The following is a 26718-nucleotide window of genomic DNA, read 5'->3' as shown; positions in this document are numbered from 1 at the left end:
TCCCCCCCCACACACCCCCCCCCCCCCCCCCCCCCCCCCCCCCCCCTACCCCCCCCCCCCCCCCCCCCCCCCCCCCCCCCCCCCCCCCCCCCGGGCCCGGTCCGGTCAGGTAGGCCAGGTAGGTCAGGTCAGGTCAGGTCAGGCCGGGTCCGGCCCGGTCAGACCAGTTCCGGCACCGCCGCGCCGCTGCGCAGCCCCTGGAGCCGGCTCAGGACCTCGCCCTCGCCGAGGAGTTGGGCCACCCGGAACAGGTCGGGGCTGTTGCGCGAGCCGGTCAGGCAGACCCGCAGCACGTTGGCCACCTCCTTGAGCGAGCCGCGGAAGTCCTGCGGCGCGGCCCGGTAGGAGCGGGAGTCGGTGGCGAAGCCGTAGTCGGTGGCCACCGACCGCAGCCGGTCCAGCCACTGCTCGTCGGGCCCCGCGTGCCGGTACTCGCGCAGCAGCGCGTCGGTGAGGTCGGCGACGCAGTCGGGCCGCAGCGGCGCGAACCGCTCGTCGTCGGCGCGGGTCACCGGGGTGTGCAGCCCCGGGAAGGCGAAGCCGAACTTGGCCCGGAACTCGCTCCAGCACGCCAGGTCCTTGCGTCCACCGCCCGCCCCGGCCAGCTCCAGCGCCCCCAGCGCGAGGACCCGGTTGGCGCGCAACTGCCCGGCCAACTCCGGGTCGTACTCGCAGGCCCAGGACTCCAGCAGCTCCAGGGCCCGTTCGGAGGGCAGCGAGGCGATGTGGTCGCGGCTGACCGAGCGCAGCTTGGCCAGGTCCACCATGGCGCCGGACAGCCCGGCCTCGTCCAGGGCGAGCGCCTGCTGGGCGGCCTTGTCCACCGGCAGGTCGGCCAGCCGGTTGTTGGCCAGCCCCCGCAGGTAGTGCCGTACGGCCGCCGCCGGGTAGCCCGCGGCCATGTAGTACGCGACGCCCGCCTCCGGGTCCTTGCGCTTGCTGAGCTTGCGGCGGCTGGAGCCCTCCACCTTCATCAGCGGCGCGATGTGCGCGTACCGCGGCGGCTTGAAGCCCAGTGCCTTGTGGAGCTGGTGGTGCAGCGGCAGCGAGGAGATCCACTCCTCGCCGCGCACCACCAGCGTCACCCGCATCAGGTGGTCGTCGACGACGTGCGCGAAGTGGTAGGTCGGCAGACTGCGGCCCTGCTGGGGCGACTTGAGGATGACGACGTCGTTGCCGTTGTCCAGCATGGTCAGCGAGCCGCGCAGCCGGTCCTGGAAGCGCACCCGCCCGGGGATCCCCACCGGGCAGCGGAAGCGCACCGTGAACGGCTCGCCGGCCCGGATCCGCCGGTCCGCCTCCTCGACGCCCAGCCCGCGGCAGCGCGCCCACTTGCCGTAGTAGCCCAGCGGGGAGCGCGACTGCTGCTGCCCGGCGGTGTTGGCGGCCAGCTCCTCGGATGAGCAGAAGCACGGGTACGCCTGGCCCCGGCGCACCAACTCCCTCACGTAGCTGAGGTACACGTCCTCCCGCTCGGACTGCCGGTAGGGCCCCCAGGCCCCGCTGCCCTCCAGCTCGTCGGGCACCAGGTCGAAGTAGCGGAACGCCTCGGCGAAGGCCTCCGCCGCCCCGGCGACCTCACGGCCGGTGTCGGTGTCCTCCACCCGCACCAGGTACGTCCCGAAGGTCTGTCGGGCCAACTCCTTGGACAGCAGGGCCACATAGAGCCCACCGAGGTGGAGCGAGCCGGTCGGGCTGGGGGCGAAGCGGGTCACCTCGGCCCCCGGCGCAAGGTCACGTTCGGGGTAGCGCTCCTCCCATTCCTGCACCTCCGGCAGGCCCGAGGGGAACCACGAGTCTGCGAGCGCACGGTCCAGCATTGCGGGGTCCTTCCGTAGCCGAGTTGTGTCCGCGGTCGGGCGCGGCGTCGGCAGCGAGCTGCTCCGACTGCCTTCGCTCTCGAAGCTAGGACAGCTTCCGGCGCCGGGAGCCGGCCCGGCCGCCCGGCGGTGCGGGATCCCGAACAGCCGACCCGTCCCGGTGCGCTTCGGCGGGCCCGGCTGGGACAGGCTGATCCACGAAGCCCGGCACCGGTCCGCAGGAACCCGCGGCGGCCGGGCCTGCACCGAACCAAGGAGGTCGCGTGTTCCGCGCGTTACTGCTCGGCCTGGGGGCGCTGTCCATCGGCACGGACGCCTACCTGACGGCCGGCCTGCTGCCCGACATCTCCCACGACCTGAACGGGTCGATGGCGCAGACCGGCCAGCTCGTCACGGCCTTCACCCTCTGCTACGCGCTGCTGGCGCCGCTGCTGGGAGCCGCCCTGGGCCGCTGGAACGTGCGCACCGTCCTGCTGGCGGCCCTGAGCGTCTTCACCCTCGCCAACGCGGCCAGCGCCCTGGCCCCCTCCCCGCTCGTGCTGCTGGTGCTGCGCGGAGTCGCCGGCACCGGAGCGGGCGTCTTCATGCCGGTGGCCGCCACCGCCGCCTCGGCCCTGGCCGGCCCCGAACGCCGGGCCCGCGCCCTGGCCATCGTGCTCGGCGGCCTCAGCTCCGGCACCGTCCTGGGCGTGCCCGCCGGACTCCTGCTCGCCGGACACCTCGGCTGGCGCGTCGCGTTCTGGCTGGTCACCGCCCTCGGCGCACTCGCCTGGGCGGGCACCGCCCTGTGGCTGCCGCGCGTCGACGGCGCCGCCATGCCCGGACTGCGCGCCCGCGCGGAACAACTGCGCGACGCCCGGGTGGGCCTGGCCGTCGCCGCCACCTTCGGCCAGACCGTGGCCAGCCTGGGCCTGTACACCTACCTGGTGCCGCTGCTGAACGCCCACCACGCCGGCTCGCCCACCCTGGGCCTGTGGCTGTGGGGCCTGGGCGGCGTCATCGGCAGCATCGGCATCGGCCCGCTGCTCGACCGCCTCGGGCGCCCCGGCCGGGTCGCCGCGATCCTGCTGGTCGTCCTCGCCCTGACCCTGCTGGCCCTGGCCGCGGCGCCCGGCGCCACCGCCCTGCCGCTGCTGTTCGTCTGGGGCGCGGCCGGCTGGGCCTTCGTGGTGCCCCAGCAGCACCGGCTGCTGGACCTCGGCCCCACCGCCGGGGCCGGCGCCCTGGCCCTCAACAGCTCCGCCACCTACCTCGGCGGCGCCGTGGGCGCGGCCGCCGGCGGAGCCGTCCTGGCCGCCGGCACCGACGTCCGCCTGCTCCCGGTCCTGGCAGCCGCCGGCGCACTGGGCTCCCTCCTCCTCCACACGGCCGCGCTACGGCTGCGCCCCGCCGGCCCGGAGGCCGTCCACCCCATTCAGTCCATCTCCCGGAGGCCGCGGTGAAGTTCGGCGTCAACGTCCCCAACTACGGTGAATCGGCCACCCCCCAGGGGATGAGCCGGTGGGCGGCCCGGCTGGAGGAACTCGGCTACCACCAGCTGATGGTCTCCGACCACGTCGCCCTGACCCCCGAGGTCCAGCGGCTGTTCGCCGCCCCCTTCTACGACCCGTTCACCGTGCTGGCCTGGCTGGCCGGCACCACCACCCGCATCGGCCTGGGCACCACGGTGGCGATCCTGCCCTACCGCCACCCCCTCCTGGTCGCCCGCACCGTCGCCAACATCGACCAGCTCAGCGGCGGCCGCTTCACCTTCGGCGTCGCCGCCGGCTGGGCACCGGGGGAGTTCGCCGCCCTCGGCGTCCCGTACAACCAGCGCGGCGCCCGCAGCGACGAGTACCTCGCCGCCATCAAGGCCTGCTGGGCGGGGGAGCGGGCCTCCTTCCAGGGCCGCTACGTCTCCTTCAGCGACCTGAGCACCGGCCCGCTGCCCGTCCAACCCGCCGGCCCGCCGGTGTGGGTCGGCGGCCACAGCCGCGGGGCACTGCGCCGCGCGGTGCGCTACGGCGACGCCTGGCACCCCACCTCCGTCACCGCCGAATGGCTGGTCAACATCGGCCTGCCGGCCCTGCGCGCCACCGCCAAGGAACTCGACCTGCCGGTGCCCGCCCTGGCCCCGCGGATCAAACTGCGCCTCACCGACCGGCCGCTGGGCCGCGAACGGGTGATGGGCATCGGCACCCCCGAGGAGATCCGCTCCGACCTGACCCTGCTGACGGACCTCGGCGTCGAACACGTCGTCCTCGACCCCACCATGCCCGGCGAGGCCCGCACCCGCCGCCGCGAGGAACAGGACCTCGCCGCCCTGGAGCTCCTCGCCCGCGACGTCGTCGACCTCGCCACCGGCACCGTCAACCCCGCCTGAGCCCGCACCCCGCCGCCGGACCGGGCGGGCAGGCGACCGCGCCCGCCCGCCCGGAACAGCGGCCCCACCACCGGACGTTGTGCCCTGACATGGAATCAGCCCCCGGACGCCTGCGGCACCCCAGCGAACTGGACCTGCGCAAACTCCAGCTCCTCGCCGAACTCGAACAACACGGCACGGTCAGCGCCGTCGCCGCCGCCCTGCACCTGACCCCCTCCGCCATCTCCCAGCAACTCGCCGCCCTCAGCAAGGACTTGGGCGTACGGCTGACCGAACCGGTGGGCCGCAGACTGCGCCTGACCGCCCAGGCCCGACTGGTCCTGCAGCACACCGCCCGCATCTTCGACACCATCGAGACCCTCTACGACGACCTCGCCGCCCAGCGCGACGGCGAGGCCGGCCAGGTCTCGGTGGCCGGCTTCGCCACCACCCTGGCCCCGCTGATCCTGCCCGCCGCCGGCCTGCTCAAGCAGACCCACCCCCGGCTGCGCACCGCACTGGCCGAGGTCGACCCGCCGGACAGCTTCGAGCGCCTCTCCCGCGGCGAGACCGACGTCGCCATCGCGGTGGAGGCCCCCGACGCCCCCGCGCACGACGCCCGCTTCGACAAGGTCCCGCTGATGCGCGAGATCTTCGACGTCGCCCTGCCCACCGGCCACCCCCTCATCGACGCCCCCACCCTGGGCCTGCCCGACCTCGCCGACGAGGCCTGGATCTTCGCCACCGTCGGCATGTGCCAGGAGATCCCGCTGGCCGCCTGCGCGGCCGCCGGCTTCGTCCCCCAGGCCACCCACGCCATCGGCGACTGGGAGGCCACCTTCGCCGCCGTACGGGCGGGCCTGGGCATCAGCCTGGTGCCCCGCCTGGCCCGCCCGGTGGCCCGCGACGGCGTGGTGGTACGGGAGTTCACCGACGCGCCCAGCCGCCGGGTGTTCGCGGCCGTACGCCGCGGCGAACAGCGCGTCCCGCAGATCGCCGCCGTCCTGGACGCCCTGCGCGAGACCGCCGCCGCCGAGGAGTCGAACGCCCTGCGCGCCGCCGACCAGGACGCCTAGCCCTGTCCGGCCCCGGTCGCCGGCCGTTCTTAAGCCCCCACTTCAAGATCATCGGTAGCAGAGTTTGATGGACGCCGCAGGGACGCGGATGTGACGCTCTTACTCACAAGGGCCCGCGACCACGTCCCCGCGGAACCCCTCCCACACGGCAAGTCCGGGAGCAGCCACGCCTGCCCTCCCGCGATCCGCCGTGCCCGGAACGGATCCCCGTCCGGATCCCCACCATGCCGGGGCGTGTGTGAGAAGAGGGAATGTCATGTCGAAGGCCGCATTGATCCGTCTGAGCGTGCTCAGCCTCGTCTGGGGATCCGTCTTCCTCTGGATCAAGGTCGCCGGTGACGGGTTCTCGCCCGTCGAGATGGTCTTCGCCCGGCTCGTCCTGGGCGCCATCGTCGTCCTGGGCATCGGCTTCGCCAAGAAGCAGAGCCTGCCCAGGGGCCGCGACACCTGGGGCCACATCCTGGTCGCCGCCCTGCTCGGCAACGTCCTGCCCTGGCTGCTCTTCGCCTACGGCGAGCAGACCGGATCCAGCAGCATCGCCGGCATCCTCAGCGGCACCGCACCCGTGTGGACCATGACCGCGGCCGTCGCCCTCGGCTCCGAGAAGCGCCTGGGCCTGGGCCGCATCGGCGGCATCGCCCTCGGCGTGCTCGGCGTCGTCCTGGTCTCCGCCCCCTGGAGCCACGACACCCACGTCACCACCGAGAGCCTCATCTGCTGCGTCGTCGGCGCCATCAGCTTCGGCTCCAGCTTCGCCTACGTCGGCCGCTTCCTGGCCCCCCGCAAGATCCCGGTGTTCATGCTCGCCGGCAGCCAGCTGTCCACCGCCGCCGTCCTGAGCGCCATCGCCGCCCCGTTCCTGGGCCTGCCCGCCATCCACGCCACCACCAAGGCCACCATCGCCCTGATCGTCCTCGGCATCGTGTGCACCGGCTTCGCCGTCCTGCTCAACACCATGATCATCACCAAGGACGGCCCCGCCGCCTCCGCCACCGTCGTCTACCTGATGACCGTCGTCTCCGTCATCCTCGGCGGCCTCGTCCTCGGCGAGCCCCTGGGCTGGACCGTCATCGCCGGCACCGCCGCCGTCCTGGGCGCCACCGTCCTGCTGCGCCGCAAGCCCCAGCCGGCCGCCACCCCGGCCGCCACCGCCGCGGCCCCCGCCGCCACGGCCACGCCCGTCCCCGCCGCCGTCCCGGCCGAATAACCGCCCACCCCCACCCGGGCCCGGGGAAGGCCACCACCTTCCCCGGGCCCGACCCATGACCACCCCCGACCCGCCCCGCCAGCACACCCGGAGACCCCTCATGCCGTACATCGCCGAACGCACCTTCCGCGAGGGAACCAGCACCCACCAGGCCTGGACCCAGCACCGCGGCTTCCTGCACGGCCTGGAGACCCGCGGCCTGCTCATCGGCGGCGGCACCTGGGAGGGCGACGGCGGCGAACTCCTCGTCCTCAACGTCTCCGACGAGGTCTCCCTGCACCGCCTGCTGCGCACCGACCCGCTGGCCCGCCACAGCCTGGTCGCCCGCTCCCACGTACGCCAGTGGCACCTGGCCTTCGGCCACCCCGCCCTCACCGGCCGCCCCGAGACCGAGGACAAGAGCGCCGGCCACGGCCCGCTGACCCCCCACGAGAGCCGCATCGCCCAGCTGATGCTCGACGGCCACACCAACCAGGCCATCGCCGAACGCCTGGGCGTCGGCTGCCGCGCCGTCGAGCAGCACATCACCCGCATCTACCGCAAGCTGTCCATCCAGCGCCGCGCCCAACTGGCCAACGCCCTGCACGGCGCCACCGTCCACCGCCTGCCGATCCGCCCCGAACTGCTCACTGCGTGATTCCGTAGTGCCTCCCCAGCGGAGCGTTCCTAGTGTTGCACCGGCCGCCCAGGAAGGGCGCGGACACCTCCCGCGCCAGGGCCCGAGCCCTTCGGACGCATCTCCCACCGCTGAATGAGGTCCCGTCATGTCCCTGCACTCCGCCGCGCGCGTCGGCGTCGTCGTCCCCTCCGGCAACGCCGCGGCCGAGCCCGAGATCGCCCACCTGATGCGCCCCACCGCCAACGTGCACACGGCCCGGTTCCCGCAACTGCCGGGCCAGGGACTGCGCGAGCGTCTCGACACCTACAACGAGATCCTCCCGGAGGTCCTCAGCACCTTCGGCAAGCTCGCCCTCGACGCCGCCGTGGTGGCCTGCAGCGGATCGCACTACCTGCTCGACCCCCAGGGCGACCGCCGCCTGTGCGACCAGCTCGGCGAGAGCGCCGGCTACCCGGTGACCTCCTCCACCCTGGCCACCCTGGACACCTGCGCCGACCTCGGCATCACCGACCTCGTCCTGGTCTCCCCGTACGAGCCGTGGCTGACCGAACTCTCCCGCGGCTACTGGGAGCAGGCCGGCCTCAAGGTCTCCCGGGTGCTGCCGATCCAGGCGGGGGAGCGGTTCTCCCCCTACGACGTCACCACCGAGGACCTGGTGCGCCAGGTCGAGGCCGCCGGCATCGCCGACGACGCCGCCCTGCTGTTCACCGGCACCGGCATGTTCACCTTCGACGCCCTGCACACCCTGGGCACCGGCAACGACCGCGTCCTGCTGACGTCCAACATCTGCTCCGCCCGCTGGGCGTACAAGCACACCGGTGCCCCGGCCGGCGTCACCGAGCAGCCCTGGCAGCTCAACCGCCTCGCGGTCCAGGCCGCGGGCCGCACCGCGTGAGCGTCGCCCGCCGGCCCGTCGTCATCGTCGGAGCCGGCCCGGTCGGCCTCACCACCGCCCTCGTCCTGGCCCGCGCCGGAGTCCCGGTCACCGTCCTGGAACAGGCCCCCGCCCTCTCCACCGCCTCCAAGGCCTCCACCTTCCACCCCGCCACCCTCGACCTCCTCGAGGAACTCGGCGTCGCCGAGGACCTCATCGCGGCCGGCCGCCGGGTGGAGCACATCCAGTGGCGCAGCCTCGACCAGCGGGTCATCCACCAACTGCCCTACGCCCCACTGGCCGGCCACACCCGCCACCCCTACCGCGTCCACGTCGAGCAGTCCCGCCTCACCCCCCTGCTCCTGGACGCCCTGGCCACCCACCCCCACGCCGAGGTCCACTTCGACACCACCGTCCTGGACGTCCGCCCCCACGGCGACGCGGTACGGCTGTGGACCCAGGGCCGCGGCGGCCTGCGCCAACCCCTGGACGCCGACCACCTGGTCGCCGCCGACGGCAGCCGCAGCCTGGTGCGCACCGCCCTCCAACTGCCCTCCGAGGCCAGCCCCTACCCCTCCTACGCCCTGCGGGTGGTCACCGACACCCCGCTGGACGCCCTCATCCCCGGCCTGGCCCCGCTGGCCTACGTCCGCGACCCGGCCCAGTCCTTCAGCATCCTCGGCATGCCCGACCACTGGCGCCTGATCTTCCGGATGCCCCGCACCACCGACCGCGAACACGCCGCCGACCACGCCGCCGTCCGCGACCTCCTGCACCGCGCCCTGCCCGCCGTCGCCGACCGGGTCCGCGTCACCGACGCCCACACCTACCGGCTGGCCCGCTTCGTCCTGCCCGACTACCGCGCCGGCCGGGTGCTGTTCGCCGGCGACGCCGCCCACCTGACCTCCACCGCCGGCGGCATGAACATGAACTGCGGCCTGCACGACGCCGTCGCCTACGGCCGCACCCTCGCCGGCGTCCACGGCGGCTGGCTGCCCGACACCGCCCTGACCACCGTCGCCGCCCAGCGCCGCGCCGCCGTCCTGGACGCCGTCCTGCCCCGCAGCGAGGCCCGCACCGCCGGCCTCGACGACACCACCGCCCTGCAGCGCGCCCTGGACGACATCGGCCGCACCGCCGCCGACCCCGAGCGCACCACCGAGTACCTGATCAAGGCGTCCCTGCTCGACTGCGCCCCCCGTCCGCAGCCGATCCACTGACCCGCCCGCGCCACCCCCACCCCTCCCCGCCGTCCCCGTGACCCCAGGAGATGAGACACGTGCGCATCTGGTTCCACAAACACACCGTCGAGGGGCGCCTGCCGCTCCTGGACACCTGGTACCGCGAGCACCTCGACGCCATCAAGGGCCCCGACACCGAGATCGACATCAAGACCCTGCCCGCCCAGACCTACCCCTCCAACACCCCCTTCGGCCTGGTCGGCCACCACGCCGCCCAGGTGCTCTTCAGCGAGCACTTCGCCCACAGCGCCGTGGCCGCCGAACGCGCCGGCTACGACGCCTGGGTGGTCGCCGCCGGCCAAGACCCGGGCCTGCGCGACGCCCGCCACCTGGCCGCCATCCCCACCCTCGGCTACGGCGAGACCGCCTTCCACCTCTCCGCGATGTCCGGCTACCGCTTCGGCCTGCTCGGCTTCATGCCGCCGCTGCAGGAGCCGATCCGCGCCAACATCACCCGCTACGGCCTGGACTCCTCCCTCGCGAGCTACGAGGTGGTCCCCGGCGGCTGGGACGGCGTCCACCGCGCCCTGGAGGGCGACGACGACCTGTTCCTCACCACCTACACCGAGGCCGCCGAACGCGCCGCCAAGGCCGGCGCCGAGGTGATCATCCCGGCCGAGGGCATCCCCAACGAGATCCTCTGGAACCGCGGCATCCGCGAACTGCACGGCCTGCCCGTCGTCGACCCGGCCGGCCTGGCCGTCAAGTTCGCCGAACTGTCCGTCACCCTCCAGCGCCTGGGCATCTTCAACCGCTCCCGGGCCGGCTACTGGTTCCACCGGCCCGACCCGGAGATCACCCGCCACCTGGAGAAGGTCTTCCTCGGCTCCACCCTCTGAGACCCGCCCGCACCCCGTCCCCCCGTCCCCCGTCCCCACCCCCGTCCTCACCCCGTTCCACCGGGCCCCGACCCCACCGAGGCCCCGCCCACCATCCAGCCCCACCATCCAGCCCCGTCAAGGACCAGCCCCGCTAAGGAGCACCGACCCGCCATGAGCAACCACCAGTCGATCCTCGGCCCCTCCCCGTTCAGCACCCCGGCCGGCGCCCCGCTGCACCGCCCCCGCCGACTGCGCCGCACCCCCCACCTGCGCCGCCTCACCGCCGAGACCCAGGTCAACGCCAGCAACCTGATCCAGCCGCTCTTCCTGCGCGAGGGCCTCACCGAGCCGCGCGAGATCCCCTCCATGCCCGGCGTCTTCCAGCACACCCGCGACTCCCTGCGCAAGGCCGCCAACGACGCCGTGCGCGCCGGCGTCGGCGGCGTGATGCTCTTCGGCATCCCCGAGCACAAGGACCCCCAGGGCACCGGCGCCCTCGACCCCGAGGGCATCCTGCAGATCGCCCTGCGCGACGTCACCGCCGAGGTCGGCGACGCCACCGTCGTCATCGGCGACATCAACCTCGACGAGTACACCACCCACGGCCACACCGGCGTCCTGGGCCCGGACGGCGACGTCGACAACGACGCCAGCGTCCAGCTCTACGCCCAGGCGGCCGTCGTCCAGGCCGACGCCGGCGCCCAGATCGTCGCCCCCAGCGGCATGATGGACGGCCAGGTCCGCCACATCCGCGCCGCCCTGGACGCCGCCGGCCACGGCAACGTCGCCATCCTCGGCTACTCCGCCAAGTACGCCTCCCACTTCTACGGCCCCTTCCGCGACGCCGTCGAGTCCAGCCTGGAAGGCAACCGGCGCAGCTACCAGCAGCACCCCGGCAACATCCGCGAGTCCCTGCGCGAGGTCGCCCTCGACCTCGCCGAGGGCGCCGACATGGTGATGGTCAAGCCCGCCATGGCCTACCTGGACATCGTCCGCATGATCGCCGACCGCGTCGACGTCCCGGTCTCCGCCTACCAGGTCTCCGGCGAGTACTCCATGATCGAGGCCGCCGCCGCCAACGGCTGGCTCGACCGCGACGCGTCCGTCCTGGAGAGCCTGCTGTCCATCCACCGGGCCGGCGCCGACCAGATCATCACCTACTGGGCCACCGAGTTCGCCCCGCGCCTGGGCGCCTGAGCCCCCGCACCGAGACGACACCCGTCGGCCGCGCCACGGCCGGCCGACGGGCCGTCACCGCCCCCGGCCGGGCCCCGCCCCGGCCGGGCCCCGTCGGACTACTGAGGTGTGAAATACCGTGCAACGACCGACTCCCGAGAGCAGCACCCTCGTCGCGGTGGGGCTCAGCCACGCCACCGCCCCCCTGGAACTCCTCGAACAGCTCTACGAGACCCCCAACCCCCTCGACGACCTCGTCAGCGAGATCAACACCCAGGGCCTGGGCAACGCCGTCGTCCTGTCCACCTGCAACCGGCTCGAGGTCTACCTCGAAACCACACCCGGAGACGACCCCGCCCCCGCCCTCAGCGACCTGATCGCCCGCCACACCGGCGTCGACGCCGAGGACATCGCCCCCTACCAGTACGTGCGCACCGCCGACGACGCCCTGCGCCACCTCTTCCAGGTCGCCTCCGGTCTCGACTCCGTCGTCCTGGGCGAGGACCAGATCCTCGGCCAGATCAAGGAGGCCCTCGACCGCTCCCAGCGCGCCGGCGCCACCAGCGCCGGCCTCAACAAGGCCGTCCAGGCCGCCCTGCGCACCGGCAAGCGCGCCCGCAACGAGACCGGCCTCAACGAGGCCGGCCGCTCCCTGGCCACCGCCGGCCTGGCCTTCTTCGAACGCACCGTCGGCTCCCTCGACGGCAAGACCGCCCTGGTCATCGGCGCCGGCTCCTTCGGCGGCGTCGTCCTGGCCGCCCTGCGCCGCTCCGGCCTGACCACCATCCACATGGCCAACCGCACCCCGGAGAAGGCCCAGCGCCTGGCCGAGACCGCCGACGGCCAGGGCTACCCGCTCGAGGAGATCCCCCGGCTGCTCGCCGAGGTCGACGTCGTCGTCAGCTGCACCGCCGCCACCGAACCCCTGGTCACCCACGACCAGGTCGCCCAGGCGATGGCCCGGCGCGCCGGACGCGAGCTCTACCTGCTCGACCTCGCCCTGCCCCGCAACATCGACCCGAAGGCCGGCGAGGTGCCCGGCACCGTCCTGGTCGACCTCCAGCGCATCGCCCGCGACGGCGGCGACGACGAACTGTCCGTCTCCAGCGTCCAGGAGGCCCACCGCATCGTCGACGCCGAGGTCGACACCTTCAAGGCCGCCCAGCGCGCCGCCCGCGCCACCCCCATCCTCGCCGCCCTGCGCACCAGCGCCGCCGAGGCCACCACCGCCGAACTCGACCGCCTGGCCCGCCGCCTGGAGGCCCTCGACGACGGCGCCCGCGACGCCGTCGCCCAGAGCATCCGCCGCATCGTCGACAAGATGCTCCACCAACCCACCGTCCGCGCCCGCGAACTGGCCGCCGCCCCCGACGGCGACGTCTACGTCGAGGCCCTGCACGCCCTGTTCACCCCCGAAACCCGCGCCCCCGCCGGCGCCCAGGAGGCTCTCGTATGAGCGCGATATCAGCGCTGTGGAACGCCGACTCGATCGCCGTCATCGGCGCCACCGAACGCAAGGGCGCCCTGGGCCGCAAGCCCATGGACTACCTCCTGCGCTACGGCTACAAGGGCCGCATCCTGCCCATCAACCCCCGCGGCGGCGAGATCCTCGGCGTGCCCGCCTACCCCAGCCTGCGCGAGGTGCCCGGCCCGGTCGACCTGGCCCTGATCATGGTCTCCGCCGACCGCGTCGCCGGCGCCGTCGACGACTGCGTGGCCGCCGGAGTCCCGCTGGCCGTCATCGCCTCCTCCGGCTTCGCCGAGACCGGACCCGAGGGCGCCGCCCTCCAGGAGCGGATCGTCGCCACCGCCCGCGCCGGCGGACTGCGCCTGATCGGCCCCAACTGCATCGGCGCCGTCAGCTACAACACCCGCGTCCTGGCCACCTTCAGCCCGCTCTTCGGCGCCGACGACGTCCCCTTCGAGCCCGGCACCCTCGGCTTCGTCAGCCAGAGCGGCGCCCTGGGCTTCGGCGCCGCCAGCCTCGCCCTCCAGCGCGGACTGCGCCCCGGCTGGGTGGTCAGCACCGGCAACGACGCCGACGTCACCGCCCTGGAGGTGCTGCGCGAACTCGCCGACGAACCCCAGTGCACCGGCCTGGTCGGCTACCTCGAGGACATCCCCGACATCGCCACCCTGAAGGCCCTCAGCGCCTCCGGCAAGCCCGTCGCCCTCCTCAAGTCCGGCCGCACCGAGGCCGGCAGCCGCGCCGCCGCCTCCCACACCGGCGCCCTGTCCACCGACGACCGCGTCCTGGACGCCGCCCTCAAGCAGCTCGGCATCGCCCGCGTCGACGACATCGACGAACTCCTCGACACCGCCCAGGCCTTCGAGTTCCCGCTGCGCCCCAAGGGCCCCAAGGTCGCGGTGGTCACCACCTCCGGCGGCTCGGGCATCCTGGCCGCCGACGCCATCGACGCCGGCCTGGAGCTCAGCCGCCTCTCCCCGGAGAGCACCGCCGCGCTGGCCGAGATCGTCCCGGCCTTCGGCTCGGTGGACAACCCGGTCGACATCACCGCCACCGTGCTCAGCGACCCGACGCTGTTCGACCGCTCGCTGGACGTGCTGATCGCCGACGACGAGGTCGACATCATCCTCGCCTGCTTCTGCGTCATGGCCGGCCCCGACGTCGAGAAGGCCGTCACCGCGCTGTCCAAGGCCGCCCGCAAGGGCGGCAAGCCGGTGTTCGTGGCCCGCACCGCCGCCGACTTCCTGGCCCCCGACGCCGCCGAGCAGATGCGCGCCGCCCAGCTGCCCGACTTCCCGACCCCGGCCCGGGCGCTGCGCGCGGCCGCCAACCTGTGGCAGGTCAGCCGCCCGCGGGCGCAGGCCCAGGAGAGCGCCGCGGCCACCCCGGCCCCGGCCGAGGGCGCCAGCGAGCCGCAGCTCAAGCAGCTGCTCGCCCAGGCCGGCATCGCGGTGCCGCGCGGACGCACCGTCACCACCGCCGAGGACGCCGTCGAGGCGGTGCGCGAGGTCGGCGGCCGGGCCGTGGCCAAGGCCGTCGTCCCGGGCCTGCTGCACAAGAGCGAGGCCGGCGGCGTGAAGGTGGGCGTCACCACCGAGCAGGCCGCCCAGGCCTTCCAGGACCTCGCCGCGCTGGGCGGCGCCGTGCTGGTCGAGGAACTCGTCGCCGAGGGCGTGGAGTTGCTGGTCGGCGCCCGCAGCACCCCGCTGGGCACCGTGCTGACCGTCGGCCTGGGCGGCATCTTCGCCGAGATCCTCGACGACGTCAGCCACCGCCTGCTGCCGCTCGCCCCGGGCGAGGCGGCGCGGATGCTGGCCGAACTGCGCGGCGCCCCGCTGCTGGACGGCGCCCGCGGCACCGCGGCGGCCGACAAGGACGCCATGGCCGAGCTGCTGCAGCGCGTCGCCGACCTGGTCGCCGCCTGGCCGGACGGCTTCGAGCTGGACCTCAACCCGGTGCGGGTGCTGCCCGAGGGCGCCGTCGTCCTGGACGCCGCCTACACCGTCACCGCGCCCGCCCAGGGCTGACCCTCCCCGGCGGGGGGGGGGGGGGGGCCCCCCCCCCCCCCCCCCCCCCCCCCGCCCCCCCCCCCCCCCCCCCCCCCCCCCCCCCCGCCCCCCCCCCCCCCCCTCCCTCTCCCCCCCCCCCCCCCCCCCCCCCCCCGCCACCCACCCGCTCCGATCCTCCTCCGCTCTCCTCCCGAGCCCTCCATCCGGGCTCTCCTTCCGAAAGGCACCACGATGACCACGACGTCCCGGACCGTCGGCCCGGCCGGCGCCACCCAGCACTCCCAGACCCTGTTCGACCGTGCCAACGCGGTGACCCCCGGCGGCGTCAACTCCCCGGTGCGGGCCTTCGGATCGGTGGGCGGCAACCCGGTGTTCATGGCCTCCGCCAACGGCCCGTACCTCACCGACGTGGACGGCAACGAGTACGTCGACCTGATCTGCTCCTGGGGCCCGATGATCCTGGGCCACCGCCACCCCGCCGTCCTGGAGGCCGTCCAGCAGGCCCTGGCCCACGGCACCTCCTTCGGCACCGCCACCGAGGGGGAGATCGCCCTCGCCGAGGAGATCACCGGCCGGGTGGCGCCGGTGGAGAGCGTGCGCCTGGTCACCTCCGGCACCGAGGCGACCATGTCCGCGATCCGGCTGGCCCGCGGCTTCACCGGCCGCTCCAAGATCGTCAAGTTCGCCGGCTGCTACCACGGCCACGTCGACGCCCTGCTGGTGGCCGCCGGCTCCGGCCTGGCCACCCTCGGCCTGCCCGACACCCCGGGTGTCACCGGCGCCCAGGCCGGCGACACCATCGTGCTGCCGTACAACGACCTGGCCGCCGTCGAGAAGCTCTTCGCCGAGCGCGGCCAGGAGATCGCCTGCGTCATCACCGAGGCCGCCCCCGGCAACATGGGCGCCGTGCCCCCGCTGCCCGGCTTCAACGCCGGCCTGAAGGACCTGTGCCACCGCCACGGCGCCCTCTACATCTCCGACGAGGTGATGACCGGCTTCCGCGCCAGCCGCGCCGGCTGGTACGGCCGCGACGGCGTCGCCCCGGACCTGCTGACCTTCGGCAAGGTCATGGGCGGCGGCTTCCCCGCCGCGGCCTTCGGCGGGCGCGCCGACGTGATGGCCCACCTGGCCCCGGCCGGACCGGTCTACCAGGCCGGCACGCTGGCCGGGAACCCGGTCGCCACCGCCGCCGGCCTGGCCACCCTGCGCAACTGCACCGACGAGGTCTACGCCCGCCTGACCCACGTCGCCGACACCATCGGCGCCGCGGTCTCCGCCGCGCTGGACACCGAGGGCGTGGCCCACCGGCTCCAGTACTCCGGCACCATGTTCTCGGTCTTCTTCGCCGACCGGCCGGTCACCGACTACGACGAGGTCAAGGCCAGCCAGGCGTACCGCTACCGCGCCTTCTTCCACGAGATGCTGCGCCGGGGCGTCTACCTGCCGCCGTCGCCGTTCGAGGCCTGGTTCGTCTCCGCCTCCCACGACGACCGGGCGATCGAGCGGGTGATCGAGGCGCTGCCGTACGCGGCCCGGGCCGCGGCTGCCGCCACCGCCTGAGCCCGCCTGAGCCCGTCGGAGCCCGCTTGATCCCGCTTGAGCCGGGCCGTCCGGGCCGGCGCCGTCTGAGCCGGTGCCGGCCGGGCCGGCACCTCCCGGGCCACAACGGCGTGGCCCGGTGGCCGGGCGGGGGTCCTCGGACCCCCGCCCGGCGCCCTCAGGCTCCCGGCGCCAGGACGATCTCCACCCGCACGTTCCCGGTGATCGCCCGCGAGTACGGGCACCGGGCGTGGGCCCGGTCCAGCAACTCCCGTGCGGCGTCCGGCTCCACGCCGGGCAGCGCCACCAGCAGCCGGACACCGATCCGGTACCCCGACTCGTCCCGCTCCAGGTCCACCCGGGCGGTCACGGTGTCCCCGTCCAGCCGTACCCGGGCCTCGCGCGCGGCCATCCGCATCGCGCTGTGGAAGCACGCCGAGTAGCCGGCCGCGAACAGCTGCTCCGGATTGGTGGCGGTGCCCGGCCCGCCGACCTCCTTCGGCGCGGCGAGCGCGAGGTCCACGATCCCGTCCGACGAACGGACGGTGCCGTTGCGACCGTCTCCGGACGACGTCACCTCGGCGGTGTAAATGACAGCCATCACCCAACTCCCTTTCATATCGGCGTAAATCTCCGGCGGAAAAGCCTCGACGACCATAGGCCCGCCGGAAAAGCACCAGGAATACGGAAACCCGAATACCGGAGCCGGAATCCGGAACCCGACCGGGAAGCACCGGCCGGAAAGCACCGGCCGGAAAGCTCGAACCCAGCCGTCCGCAGCAGAAGGAGAAAACCACCGTGGGACCCTTGGCCGGAATCCGCGTCATCGAACTCGCCAGCACCGCCCCGTGCGCCTTCGCCGCCACCCTGCTCGCCGACCTGGGCGCGGACGTCGTGCGCGTCGAGCGCCCGGCCCGCCCCGGCGCCGCACCCGCACCCGACAGCGACCCGCTGGGCCGCAGCCGCCGCTCCCTGACCGCCGACCTGAAGAACCCGGCCGACCTCGCCACCGTGCGCGCCCTGGCCACCGGGGCCGACGTCCTGCTGGAGGGCTTCCGCCCCGGCGTCTGCGAGCGCCTGGGCCTGGACCCGCAGGGCCTGCTCGCCGACAACCCCCGCCTGGTCATCGGCCGGATCTCCGGCTGGGGGCAGATCGGCCCCTGGGCGCAGCGCCCCGCCCACGACATCGCGCTGCTGGCCGCCTCCGGCGCCCTGGACGCCGACCGCGCCGAGGGGGCCGCGCCCGCCCCGCCGTCCACCTACCTGTCCAGCTTCGCCGGCGGGGGCATGCTCCAGGCCCTGGGCGTGCTGGCCGCGCTGCACGAGCGGGCCGGCTCCGGGCGCGGCCAGGTCGTCGACGCGGCCATGCTGGACGGCGCCGCCGTGCTGGACGTGATGATCCGCCAGTGGCGCCAGGTGCCCGGCCAGGTGACCGTCACCGACGCCCCGCACTACACCACCTACCGCTGCCAGGACGGCCAGTACCTCGCGGTCGGCGCCATCGAGGACCGCTACTACGCCGTCCTGCTGGAGCAACTGGGCCTGGAGGACACCCTGGACCGCCAGGACCAGGCCAACTGGCCGGCCCTGCGCGAGCGCATCGCCGAGCGCTTCGCCACCCAGCCGCGCCACTGGTGGACCAAGGTCTTCGAGGAGCACGAGGCCTGCGTGGTGCCCGTCCTCACCCCCCAGGAGGCCGCCGAGCAGCCGGCCCTGCGCGAGCGCGGCACCTACGCGCCCGTCGGCACCGGCCACCAGCCCGCCCCCGCGCCGCGGTTCAGCCGCACCCCCGCCGCCGCCCCCCGGCCGGCGCCGCAGCCCGGCGAGCACACCGCCGCCGTCCTGCGCGACTGGGGCACCACCCCGAGCGCCTGACCCCGCCGACCCGGCCGACCCGGCCCCCACCGCCCCGGCCCCCACCGCCCCCACGGAGGACCCCATGCTGAACCCGGCGACCGCCTTCCACCGCCCCGACCCCGCGATCGGCGCCCACCTCACCGAGCAGCTGCTCACCGCCCAGGACGTCCGCGAGCTCAACGACACCTTCCCCGCCGACGACCGGTTCCAGAAGGTCGTCGTCGCCACCGAGGTCAAGCGCTTCCAGCTCGGCTCGCTCTGGCTGCACCGCGACGGCGAGCACCTGCCCGCCCTCAAGGAGCTGGACCCGGCCTGGACCAGACTGCTCGACCAGCTCGCCGGCCCGCAGTTCCTGGCCCGGTTGAGCGCCGAGGTCGACATGGACCTCGCCGCCCTGCCGCGCGACATCGGCCTGTTCACCCACGCCGAGGGGGAGTTCATCTCCCCGCACCACGACGAGCCGGAGAAGGCCGTCACCGCGGTCCTCTACTTCAACGAGGACTGGCCCGCCGACGGCGGCGGCCACTTCGAGGTCCGCGGCTCCCACCACACCGGCCGCCCGCCGGTGCGCTCGCTGCCGCCCACGGCCGGCTCCCTGATCGCCTTCGACTCCTCGGTGTGGCACGCCACCTCCACCGTCACCGCCCCGCGCACGCTGCGGGCGGCCGTCCTGGAGTTCTGGCGGGTGCGCCCGCGCCGCGCCGAGTGACCTCCGCCCACCTCCTGCCCCACCCTCCCCTTCGCCCCGCTGACGAGACGAATCGAGAACCCCCGTGCCCCTGGTCGACATCACCGCCCCCGCCGGCTCCATCGCCCCCGACCGCCTGGAAGGCCTCCAGCAGCAGGTCGCCGACACGGTGCTCCAGTGGATGGAGCTGCCGCTGACCGCCTTCTTCCGCTCCGCCACCTGGGTCTACGTCCACGAGGCGCCGGAGAAGTCCTCGGCCACCGGCGCCGCCGGAACCGCCCCGGGCTTCATCGTCAAGGTCACCGCCCTGGAGGACTTCCTGACCCCCGAGCGCACCGAGCAGCTCTCCGTCGAGCTCACCCGCCTGATCCAGTCGACGGCCACCCCGGCCACCGAGGCCGAGTCCACGGTCTGGGTCATCGTCCAGGAGGTCCCCGAGGGCTACTGGAGCGTCAACGGCGGCCTCACCCGCCGCGCCAAGATCGACGAGTTCATCGCCCAGAGCGCCGCCACCTCCTGACCCGCCCCACCCGTCCCGCCCCCTCGTGAGCCCCCGGCCGGGCCCTCGGCGCCACCCCCACGCCGAGGGCCCGGCCGGACCCGTTCACACCGGGGCCCCGCCCGCCGCCCGCCCCCGCCGCGTCGACCGGATTCCCGACCCCGACGGATTGTCAGTGCCCGCCCCTAGAGTGGAAACCACGCTGAAGGGAACGCCGAAAGGCCCCGATCAACGCACCGCGAAAAGCATCGCGAATTCAGCGTGCCAACACCGCGAAAAGACGCCGGAACCAGGGGAGAGCCATGTCCGTGAACAGGATCAAGCACAAGGTCAACCACGTCTCGCTGGTGGTCGACAAGTCCGGTTCGATGCGTCCGCACCAGGCCCAGCTCATCCGCGTCGTCGACGAATTCGTGAAGGGCCTGCAGGAGGAATCCGACCGCCTCGGCCACGAGACCCGCATCAGCCTCTACGCCTTCGACCACGAGGTGCAGAACCTCGTCTGGGACATGGACGTCAAGCACCTGCCCTCCCTGCGCGGCCTCTACCAGGTCGACAACGGCGCCACCGCCCTGATCGAGGCCGCCGTGAAGTCCGTCGACGACCTCAAGAACATCTGGGAGGGCTACGGCGAGCACTCCTTCCTCCAGGTCGTCGTCACCGACGGCGAGGAGAACGCCTCCGGCTGCTCCCAGAACGGCCTGATGCACACCCGCATGGGCGGCGGCAAGGGAACCGCCGTCCTGCGCGGCTGGATCGAGCGCATCCACGGCGCCATGGACGACCTCCCCGAGCACTGGACCTCGGCGATCCTGGTCCCCAACTCCCTGGCCAAGCGCACCGCCCAGGAGTACGGCTTCCCGGCCGGCAACATCGCGATCTGGGACGCCGACTCCAGCCAGGGCGTCGAGGAGGCCATCGGCACCGTCAAGTCCGCCGCCACCAGCTTCCTGCGCGGCCGCGAACAGGGCGTCCGCGGCACCAAGAACCTCTTCGCCATGGGCCAGGACCTCAACACCGCCGACGTCAACGCCACGTTGGACGCCCTGGACACCGGCAAGTACATCCTCGTCCCGGTCGACGAGCAGAGCCCCATCCGCGACTTCGTCACCAGCGCCGGCCACCCCTACAAGACCGGCTGCGCCTTCTACGAGCTCTCCAAGCGCGAGAAGATCCAGGGCAGCAAGCAGCTCGCCGTCGCCGAGAAGGACCCGGCCACCGGCCGGATGACCGGCCGGGTCTTCTCCGGCCCCGCCGCCCGCCGACTCCTCGGCCTGCCCACGGCCGAGGCCACCGTCAAGCCCGGCGAGAACCCGGCCTACACCGTCTTCGTCCAGTCCACCTCCGTCAATCGCAAGCTCGTCCCCGGCACCAAGCTGCTGGTCATGCTCTGACCACCGCCCGCGCGGCGGGGGCGGCGGCCCTTGAACTCCCGTCAACTCCCGCGAGCCTCGCGACTGTTACGCAACGGTGACGTTCCGCACACAACCAGTGGTGCCCGGTGGGTCGTCCTCAGAAAGACAGCACCCGAACGGCACCGACCGTGCCGTCGGGCGAAACGACCACCTCCCCCCTGAAAGGGGTGCACCCGTGATCGTCTCCAAGCGGAACTCCCTGCGCCTGGCCGCCGTCGCCACCCTCAGCGCGCTGCTCATCGGAACGGCCGGCACCGCCATGGCGGCCGCGCCGGCCACCCCGGCCGCCCCGGCCGCCGCGCCGGTGGCCGCCGCCGCGCCCGCCGCCTCCATCACCGCCAAGTCCTCGGTCGGCTCCGTCGGGGCCTGGCAGCTGTTCCGGGTCACCGGCACCACCACCGGCCTCAAGGCCGGCAGCACGGTGACCCTCCAGCAGAAGCAGAACGGCGCGTGGGTCACCCTGCCCGCCTCCGTGCAGACCACCCGCACCGGCTCCTACTCCCTCGGCGTCAAGCTCGGCATCAAGGGCCCGAACGAGCTGCGCACCGTCAGCGGCAACGCCGCCTCGCCCGTCTTCACCGTCACCGTGCGCTGACGCCCACGCCCACGCCGCGGGAGCCCGTCCCGTCCCCGACGGCGACGGGCTGCCGCACGACCACCCCCGGCAACCGCCGGCCCCCGCCGACGGACCCTCCCCGTACGCAGCGCCCGGTGGCCACCGTACGGCCGCCCGAACGCCGACCGGACCTTCACGCGCATCGGCTAGCCTGCCCCCGGCACAGCAACGCGCGGTGCGGAAGGGGGAGTTGATGTCCGGCATTCGTTCGGGGGCGACGCGTCGGGCCGCCACCGCCCACCTCGGCCGCACCCCCGGCTGCGCCGCCCCGTCCGACCCGCGGATCAGTGCCGACGGCACCTGCCACGCCGCCGGCACCCACGACGCCGCCACCGCCGGCCCGCAGATCAGCCGGCACTGACGGGCCCGGCCCGCGCCGCGCCACCACACCACGCGCTCCACGAGGGGGAAACCGATGTCCCGCCAGGCCGTCCGCACGACCACCCGCCGCACCGCCGCGGCACTCACCGCCACCGCCACCGCGGCCCTGCTCGCCCTGACCGGCGCCACCGCCCACGCCGACGCCCCGCTGTCCGGCAACGAGGCGACCGTCACCGTCGGCGCCCGGGGCGCCGCACCCGTGGTCAGCCCCGACGGCGCCACGGCCTACGTCGCGGTGACCGAGGCCGACAACACCTCCACCGTGAAGGCCGTCGACACCCAGTCCGGTGCCGTCACCGCACGGCTGGCCCTCGGCCCCCTCCAGTGGAGCGCCCACCCGGCGCTCAGCGCGGACGGCACCCGCCTGTACGTGCTCGACGGCCAGCGCCTCAGCATCGTGGACACCGCCACGCTGACCCTGCTCGCCACCGTCCCCCTGCCCGACCAGCCCCGCCCGGCCGGCTGGGGCACGGGCTCGACCTCCGGACTGGCCCTCAGCCCCGACGGATCCACCCTCTACGTCTCCCAGAACGGGCCCACCGCCTACCGGCAGAACGGCCAGAGCCGGATCCTGGCCTTCGCCACCGCCCAGCAGGCGTTCACCACCTCGGTCCAGCTCCCCGCCCCCTTCATCGGCGCCCCCGCGCCCCGCCCGGGCACCGCCGACGTGTACGCCGGCACCAGCCAGGGCGTGGTGCACGTGAGCGCGGCCGCCACCACGCCCACCGTGGCCGCCACCGTCCAGGGCACCGCCACCGCCCTGGACTACAACCTGGCGTTCACCCCCGACGGCCGGCGCCTGTTCGGCCTCGCCGAACTCGGCACCGGCGCGAGCACCCTCATCGACCCGGCCACCGACACCGTGACCGCCACCTTCCACCCCGCCGGCAGCGGCGACGTCCTGGAGGACCCGCAGGTCAGCGCCGACGGCACCCGGCTCTACCTCGCCGACAGCAACTACGGCACCACCACCGCCTCGGTGCTCGCCCTCGACACCGCCACCGGCGCCCCCGTCCCCGCCGACGGCGCCGGCGACCTCGACGAGGACAGCCTCACCGGCCTGGCCCTGGGCCCCGACGGCCACACCTTCTACGTCGGCGGCACCGTCGGACAGGACGCCGACCTGCAGATCGTCGCCCACTGACCGCCCACGCCCCGGCCCCCGCCCGCCCCCGCGCGGACGGGGGCCCGCGCCTTACCGCCCGCCCGCCGCACCACCCGGCCACGCCGCAACCCTGGACAGCCGTACGGGAGTCGGCCAGTCTTCACCACCATGGACCACCCGCCCCCCGCGCCCCGGCCCGCCCCCGCGCGCACCGCGCTCCTCGAAGCGGTGAGCGCGGTCGGCGACGAGGCACCCGCCCTGCTGGCCGGCTGCCGCGGCGACACCCCGGTCCCCGGATCCGAGTGGACGGTCGCCGAGGCCGCCGCCCACCTGGCGATGGCCAACGAGCTGATGGCCGCGCTGGCCGCCGGCGAACAGCGCCCGTACGGGGACGGCACCCCCGCCTCGCTGGCCGCCGCCAACGCCGCCGCACTCGCCCAGCGGCCCGAACGCGACCCGGCCGTCCTCGCCGGGCAGATCGCCCGGTGGGCCAGGGAGTTCACGGCCGCCGCCGCCCCGCGCACCGGCACCGCACCGGTGCGGACCCCGCTCGGCCCGATGGACCTGGACACCCTCGGCTCCTACCTGCTGACCCACATGCTGGCCCACCTCTACGACATCGCCCGCGCCCTCGGCCGCCCGCACCCGCTCGACCGCCGCCGCGTCGCCCTGACCCTGCCGTTCCTGCGCACGGCCATGCCCCGGGTGGTCGACGCCCGCGCCGCGGCCGGCCACACCGCCTGTTACCGGCTGCGGGTCGGCGGCCTGGAGGACTTCGCGGTGACCTTCACCGACGGCACCGCCGCCGTCAGCCGGCAGCCGCCGCGCCGCCCCGACTGCACGATCCGCACCGAGCCGGTGGCGTTCTTCCTCCTCGCGCTGGGCCGCTACGGCGCCACCGACGCCCTCCTGCGGGGCAAGGTGCTCGCCTGGGGCCGCCGGCCCTGGCTGGCCCCGGCCTTCCCCCGGCTGTTCACCGCCCCCTGACCCCCCTTCAAACGGCCCGGCCCGAACGCCCCAGCCGGCGCGCCATCGCGGCCGGCGCCGCCCGCCCCCGGTGACCGCCCGACAAAACCGGTGCGGGCACTGTCGGGTGCCCGCCACCGCCAACCCCGCACGATGGAGGCATGGACGACACGACCCTGGTATCCCGGTTCCTGCGCGACGGCTTCGTGAAGCTGGAGGGCGCCGTCGCACCGCGCGTGGCCGCGGACTGCGCGCGGCTGCTGTGGCAGGAGACGGGCTGCGACCCCGACGACCCGTCGACCTGGACGCAGCCCGTGCACTGGGTCGCCGGCATGGCCCAGGGCCCGTTCGCCGCCGCCCCCAACTCCCCGGCCCTGCACCACGCGTACGACCTCCTGGCCGGCGAGGGGCGCTGGGAGCCGCGCTACTCGCTGGGCACCTTCCCGCTGCGCTTCCCGCACGAGCAGGAGCCGGACGACGCCGGCTGGCACATCGAGGGGAGCTACCTGCCGGCGGGCGAGAGCTGGTACTTCACGAACCTGCACTCCCGGGACCGCGCCCTGCTGATGCTGTTCCTGTTCAGCGAGGTCGGCGAGCAGGACGCCCCGACCCGGATCCGGGTCGGCTCCCACCTGGACGTGCCGAAGGTGCTGGAGAAGTACGGGCCGGACGGGGCGAGCGGGCTGACCCTGGCGCCCGACCTGGTGGCGGCCTCCGCCCACCGGCCGCTCGCCCTCGCCACCGGCTCCCCGGGCGACGTCTTCCTGTGCCACCCGTTCCTGGTGCACGCGGCGCAGCCGCACCACGGCACGCGCCCGCGCTTCCTGGCCCAGCCGCCGCTGATGCCGGCCGCCCCGTACGAGCTGGAGCGGGCCGACGGCGCGTACTCACCCGTGGAGATCGCGATCCGCCGGGGCCTGGGACACCCCACCCCCGGCCCGGACGGCGACGGCCCCAGCCCCGGGACGGCCTGACGACGAGGGGCGGCGAGGGGCGGCGAGGGGGGATGGACGGGGGAGGGCGAGAGCACCGCACCCGACACCGCCCCGAACCGAACACCGCCGCCGGCCCGGCCCTCCTGGGCGGGACGGACCCGATGCCGGGCGACCAGGCCCCCTTCCCGCACGGCGGCGGGCAGGCGCCCTGTTGGCGGCCCCCACGCGGGGAAGCGAAAATCGAGGTGAAGCCGCTCCGGCGGCCGGCCGGTGTCACCGCGCGCCCGGGGCCGAGGGCCGCGGACACCGAGGCCGTCCGAGCCCCGCGCACCGGGCGATGAGGAGCAGGAGCCCGATCATGGCAACTGTCGACGTTCTCGTGGTGGGGGCGGGCCCGGTGGGCCTGACCGCGGCGGCCGAACTGCGACGCCACGGCGTCGAGTGCCGGATCGTCGACGCGCTGCCCGCACCGTTGCGGTACGCCAAGGCCGTCGGCGTCCAGCCGCGCACGCTGGAGGTCTGGGACACCATGGGCCTGGTCCGCGAGGCGCTGGACGAAGCCGGGCCGCTGTACGGCCAGTTGGTGTTCGCCGACGGCAGGCCCGTGTCGCGGCTCGAGCTGCGGCTGCCGTCCGACATCCCGTACGGCTTCGCCGCGCTCCCGCAGTACACCACCGAGCGCCTGCTCACCGAGCACCTGGCGCGCTTCGGCTCGGTGGTGGAGCGCGGGACCAGGCTCGAGAAGGTGGAGCAGCACCCGGACGCGGTCGTGGCCACGCTCACGGGCCGGGGCGGGGCCGAGCAGGTGCAGGCCCGGTACCTCGTGGGCTGCGACGGCGCGCACAGCCTGGTCCGCAAGGCCGCCGGGTGCACCTTCGAGGGCGATGCCTTCCCCGAGCAGTACATGCTCGGGGACGTCGAGGTCGACTGGGGGCTGCCGCCCGGCTACGCCGTGCGCTCGACCCACCTGGACGGGAGCGGCGCGGTGGACGACCTGCTCGTGTGCATCCCGCTGCCGGGGGAGCGCCGGTACCGGATGTCGATGCTGGTGCCGGGAACACTCCCCGGCCAGGACGCCGGCGCGCACTCCGCGGACGCGGTGGTGCACGGGCTGACGGGCGGGCGCGGACCGGACCTGGCGCAGATCCAGGCCGTGCTCGACCGCCTGTCCCCGGAGCCCGTGACCGCCTCCGCCCTGCGCTGGTCGTCCGTCTTCCGGATCGGCCACCGGCTGGTGGACCGGTACCGCAACGGGCGCCTGTTCGTCGTCGGGGACGCCGCGCACATCCACCCGCCCACCGGCGCGCAGGGCATGAACACCGGGATCCAGGACGCCTACAACCTCGCCTGGAAGCTGGCCCTGACGGTCCGTGGCCTCGCCGCCGACGACCTGCTGGACAGCTACCACGCCGAACGCCACCCGGTGGGCGAGGAGGTCGTCGGCCGCACCGTCCGCCACGCCCGCGCCGGATACGAGGACGACAGCACGGACACCCTCCTCCTGCGGGAGGCCCAACTGCTCGTGGGCTACCCGGCCGGCCCGCTGACCGACCCGCTGACCGACCCGCAGACCGACCCGCCGGCCGACTCGCAGACACCCCGGAGCCCGGCAGCGCCCGGCCCGGCCCCGGGGGAGCGCGCACCGGACTGCCGGGGCCTGGTCCGCGACCTCGCCCGATTCCCCCAGCGGCTCTTCGACCTGCTCCGCAGCCCCCGGCACACGCTCCTGCTCTACGCCGGGCCCGACCACGCCGACGGCCCCGGGGCCCGACGGCTCCGGGACTGCGCCACGGCGGCCGACCGCGCCGCCCACGGCCAGCTCGACGCCTACCTGCTGCTCGCCGCCGACGTCCCCGACGACGCCCGCCCACCGGGACCGCGCCCGCCCCGCGTCCGGGACCACGCCGGCGACTTCGCGCGCGCCTACGCCCCGCGCGACGGCGAGGCCATCCTCATCCGCCCCGACGGCTACCTCTCCGGCCGGTTCCGGCCGGCCGATCCGCAACGACTCGCCGCCCACCTGCGGCGCACCTTCGCCTGAGCGCGCGGCCGCCACGAGAACGCG

The 26718-nt window shown here is 74.6% G+C and carries 24 protein-coding genes; 22 read left to right on the top strand and 2 right to left on the bottom strand.

Annotated features, from left to right (window positions below):
- Positions 1 to 158: 158 nt before the first annotated feature.
- On the bottom strand, positions 159 to 1820 hold the full coding sequence (locus tag ACZ47G_RS30440) for a glutamate--tRNA ligase (RefSeq protein WP_465748136.1): 1662 nt from the start codon (positions 1818 to 1820) through the stop codon (positions 159 to 161).
- Between the two features lie 263 nt (positions 1821 to 2083).
- Here ACZ47G_RS30440 and ACZ47G_RS30435 point away from each other — a divergent pair, with 263 nt between their 5' ends.
- The 12 genes from ACZ47G_RS30435 to hemL all read left to right on the top strand — a co-directional run bounded on the left by ACZ47G_RS30435 (position 2084) and on the right by hemL (position 16212).
- The gene (locus tag ACZ47G_RS30435) at positions 2084 to 3262 is read left to right on the top strand and encodes an MFS transporter (protein ID WP_465748134.1); all 1179 of its coding nucleotides are present in this window, start codon (positions 2084 to 2086) and stop codon (positions 3260 to 3262) included.
- Complete coding sequence (locus ACZ47G_RS30430) at positions 3259 to 4182, top strand: TIGR03619 family F420-dependent LLM class oxidoreductase (protein WP_465748132.1); 924 nt, start codon at positions 3259 to 3261, stop codon at positions 4180 to 4182. Before ACZ47G_RS30435 ends, ACZ47G_RS30430 begins: the two co-directional genes overlap by 4 nt.
- A gap of 89 nt (positions 4183 to 4271) precedes the next feature.
- The gene (locus ACZ47G_RS30425; RefSeq protein WP_465748130.1) at positions 4272 to 5237 is read left to right on the top strand and encodes a LysR family transcriptional regulator; all 966 of its coding nucleotides are present in this window, start codon (positions 4272 to 4274) and stop codon (positions 5235 to 5237) included.
- A gap of 256 nt (positions 5238 to 5493) precedes the next feature.
- The gene (locus tag ACZ47G_RS30420) at positions 5494 to 6444 is read left to right on the top strand and encodes a DMT family transporter (protein WP_465748128.1); all 951 of its coding nucleotides are present in this window, start codon (positions 5494 to 5496) and stop codon (positions 6442 to 6444) included.
- A 100-nt stretch (positions 6445 to 6544) separates the two neighbouring features.
- Positions 6545 to 7081 (top strand): helix-turn-helix transcriptional regulator, encoded by a 537-nt coding sequence (locus ACZ47G_RS30415; protein ID WP_465748126.1) that lies wholly within the window; start codon positions 6545 to 6547, stop codon positions 7079 to 7081.
- A 127-nt stretch (positions 7082 to 7208) separates the two neighbouring features.
- On the top strand, positions 7209 to 7958 hold the full coding sequence (locus tag ACZ47G_RS30410) for a maleate cis-trans isomerase family protein (RefSeq protein WP_465748124.1): 750 nt from the start codon (positions 7209 to 7211) through the stop codon (positions 7956 to 7958).
- A complete protein-coding gene (locus ACZ47G_RS30405; RefSeq protein ID WP_465748122.1) occupies positions 7955 to 9157 on the top strand; it encodes an FAD-dependent oxidoreductase in 1203 nt (400 codons plus the stop codon). Before ACZ47G_RS30410 ends, ACZ47G_RS30405 begins: the two co-directional genes overlap by 4 nt.
- A 59-nt stretch (positions 9158 to 9216) precedes the next feature.
- Positions 9217 to 10017: an aspartate/glutamate racemase family protein gene (locus ACZ47G_RS30400; RefSeq protein WP_465748120.1), complete on the top strand. Its 801-nt coding sequence runs from the start codon at positions 9217 to 9219 to the stop codon at positions 10015 to 10017.
- A gap of 153 nt (positions 10018 to 10170) precedes the next feature.
- Positions 10171 to 11196, top strand: coding sequence for a porphobilinogen synthase (gene hemB, locus ACZ47G_RS30395; protein ID WP_380462368.1), 1026 nt, complete (start codon positions 10171 to 10173; stop codon positions 11194 to 11196).
- 118 nt (positions 11197 to 11314) lie between these two features.
- Positions 11315 to 12631, top strand: a complete 1317-nt coding sequence (hemA, locus tag ACZ47G_RS30390) for a glutamyl-tRNA reductase (RefSeq protein ID WP_380462367.1) — start codon at positions 11315 to 11317, stop codon at positions 12629 to 12631.
- Positions 12628 to 14670, top strand: coding sequence for an acetate--CoA ligase family protein (locus ACZ47G_RS30385; protein WP_465748117.1), 2043 nt, complete (start codon positions 12628 to 12630; stop codon positions 14668 to 14670). Before hemA ends, ACZ47G_RS30385 begins: the two co-directional genes overlap by 4 nt.
- A 213-nt stretch (positions 14671 to 14883) precedes the next feature.
- Positions 14884 to 16212, top strand: a complete 1329-nt coding sequence (gene hemL, locus ACZ47G_RS30380; protein WP_465748115.1) for a glutamate-1-semialdehyde 2,1-aminomutase — start codon at positions 14884 to 14886, stop codon at positions 16210 to 16212.
- A gap of 157 nt (positions 16213 to 16369) precedes the next feature.
- Here the strand turns inward: hemL and ACZ47G_RS30375 are convergent, their stop codons facing one another.
- Positions 16370 to 16792, bottom strand: a complete 423-nt coding sequence (locus tag ACZ47G_RS30375) for an organic hydroperoxide resistance protein (RefSeq protein WP_465748113.1) — start codon at positions 16790 to 16792, stop codon at positions 16370 to 16372.
- A 197-nt stretch (positions 16793 to 16989) separates the two neighbouring features.
- On the opposite strand from ACZ47G_RS30375, the gene ACZ47G_RS30370 reads away from it, so the two are divergent.
- From ACZ47G_RS30370 to ACZ47G_RS30325, 10 genes are all read left to right on the top strand, one after another.
- Positions 16990 to 18066 (top strand): CaiB/BaiF CoA transferase family protein, encoded by a 1077-nt coding sequence (locus ACZ47G_RS30370; RefSeq protein WP_465748111.1) that lies wholly within the window; start codon positions 16990 to 16992, stop codon positions 18064 to 18066.
- Between the two features lie 64 nt (positions 18067 to 18130).
- On the top strand, positions 18131 to 18757 hold the full coding sequence (locus ACZ47G_RS30365) for a 2OG-Fe(II) oxygenase (RefSeq protein WP_465748109.1): 627 nt from the start codon (positions 18131 to 18133) through the stop codon (positions 18755 to 18757).
- A gap of 64 nt (positions 18758 to 18821) precedes the next feature.
- Positions 18822 to 19256: a tautomerase family protein gene (locus ACZ47G_RS30360; protein ID WP_465748107.1), complete on the top strand. Its 435-nt coding sequence runs from the start codon at positions 18822 to 18824 to the stop codon at positions 19254 to 19256.
- 281 nt (positions 19257 to 19537) lie between these two features.
- A complete protein-coding gene (locus tag ACZ47G_RS30355; protein WP_465748105.1) occupies positions 19538 to 20629 on the top strand; it encodes a vWA domain-containing protein in 1092 nt (363 codons plus the stop codon).
- A 196-nt stretch (positions 20630 to 20825) separates the two neighbouring features.
- Positions 20826 to 21245, top strand: a complete 420-nt coding sequence (locus ACZ47G_RS30350) for a hypothetical protein (RefSeq protein ID WP_465748103.1) — start codon at positions 20826 to 20828, stop codon at positions 21243 to 21245.
- Positions 21246 to 21459: 214 nt separating this feature from the next.
- Positions 21460 to 21627, top strand: coding sequence for a hypothetical protein (locus ACZ47G_RS30345; protein ID WP_465748101.1), 168 nt, complete (start codon positions 21460 to 21462; stop codon positions 21625 to 21627).
- Between the two features lie 54 nt (positions 21628 to 21681).
- Entirely contained in the window at positions 21682 to 22791 is a 1110-nt protein-coding gene (locus ACZ47G_RS30340) for a hypothetical protein (protein WP_465748099.1), read from the top strand.
- A 129-nt stretch (positions 22792 to 22920) separates the two neighbouring features.
- Positions 22921 to 23739 carry a maleylpyruvate isomerase family mycothiol-dependent enzyme gene (locus ACZ47G_RS30335; RefSeq protein ID WP_465748097.1) on the top strand — a complete coding sequence of 273 codons (819 nt, stop codon included), beginning with the start codon at positions 22921 to 22923 and terminating at the stop codon, positions 23737 to 23739.
- Positions 23740 to 23879: 140 nt separating this feature from the next.
- Positions 23880 to 24692, top strand: a complete 813-nt coding sequence (locus tag ACZ47G_RS30330; RefSeq protein WP_465748095.1) for a phytanoyl-CoA dioxygenase family protein — start codon at positions 23880 to 23882, stop codon at positions 24690 to 24692.
- A gap of 319 nt (positions 24693 to 25011) precedes the next feature.
- Positions 25012 to 26694: an FAD-dependent monooxygenase gene (locus tag ACZ47G_RS30325; protein WP_465748093.1), complete on the top strand. Its 1683-nt coding sequence runs from the start codon at positions 25012 to 25014 to the stop codon at positions 26692 to 26694.
- Positions 26695 to 26718 lie beyond the last annotated feature (24 nt).

Source organism: Kitasatospora sp. NPDC030952 (genome assembly GCF_055571335.1).
Note: the sequence above shows the minus strand (reverse complement) of the source record. Positions and strands in the feature narration are given on the sequence as shown.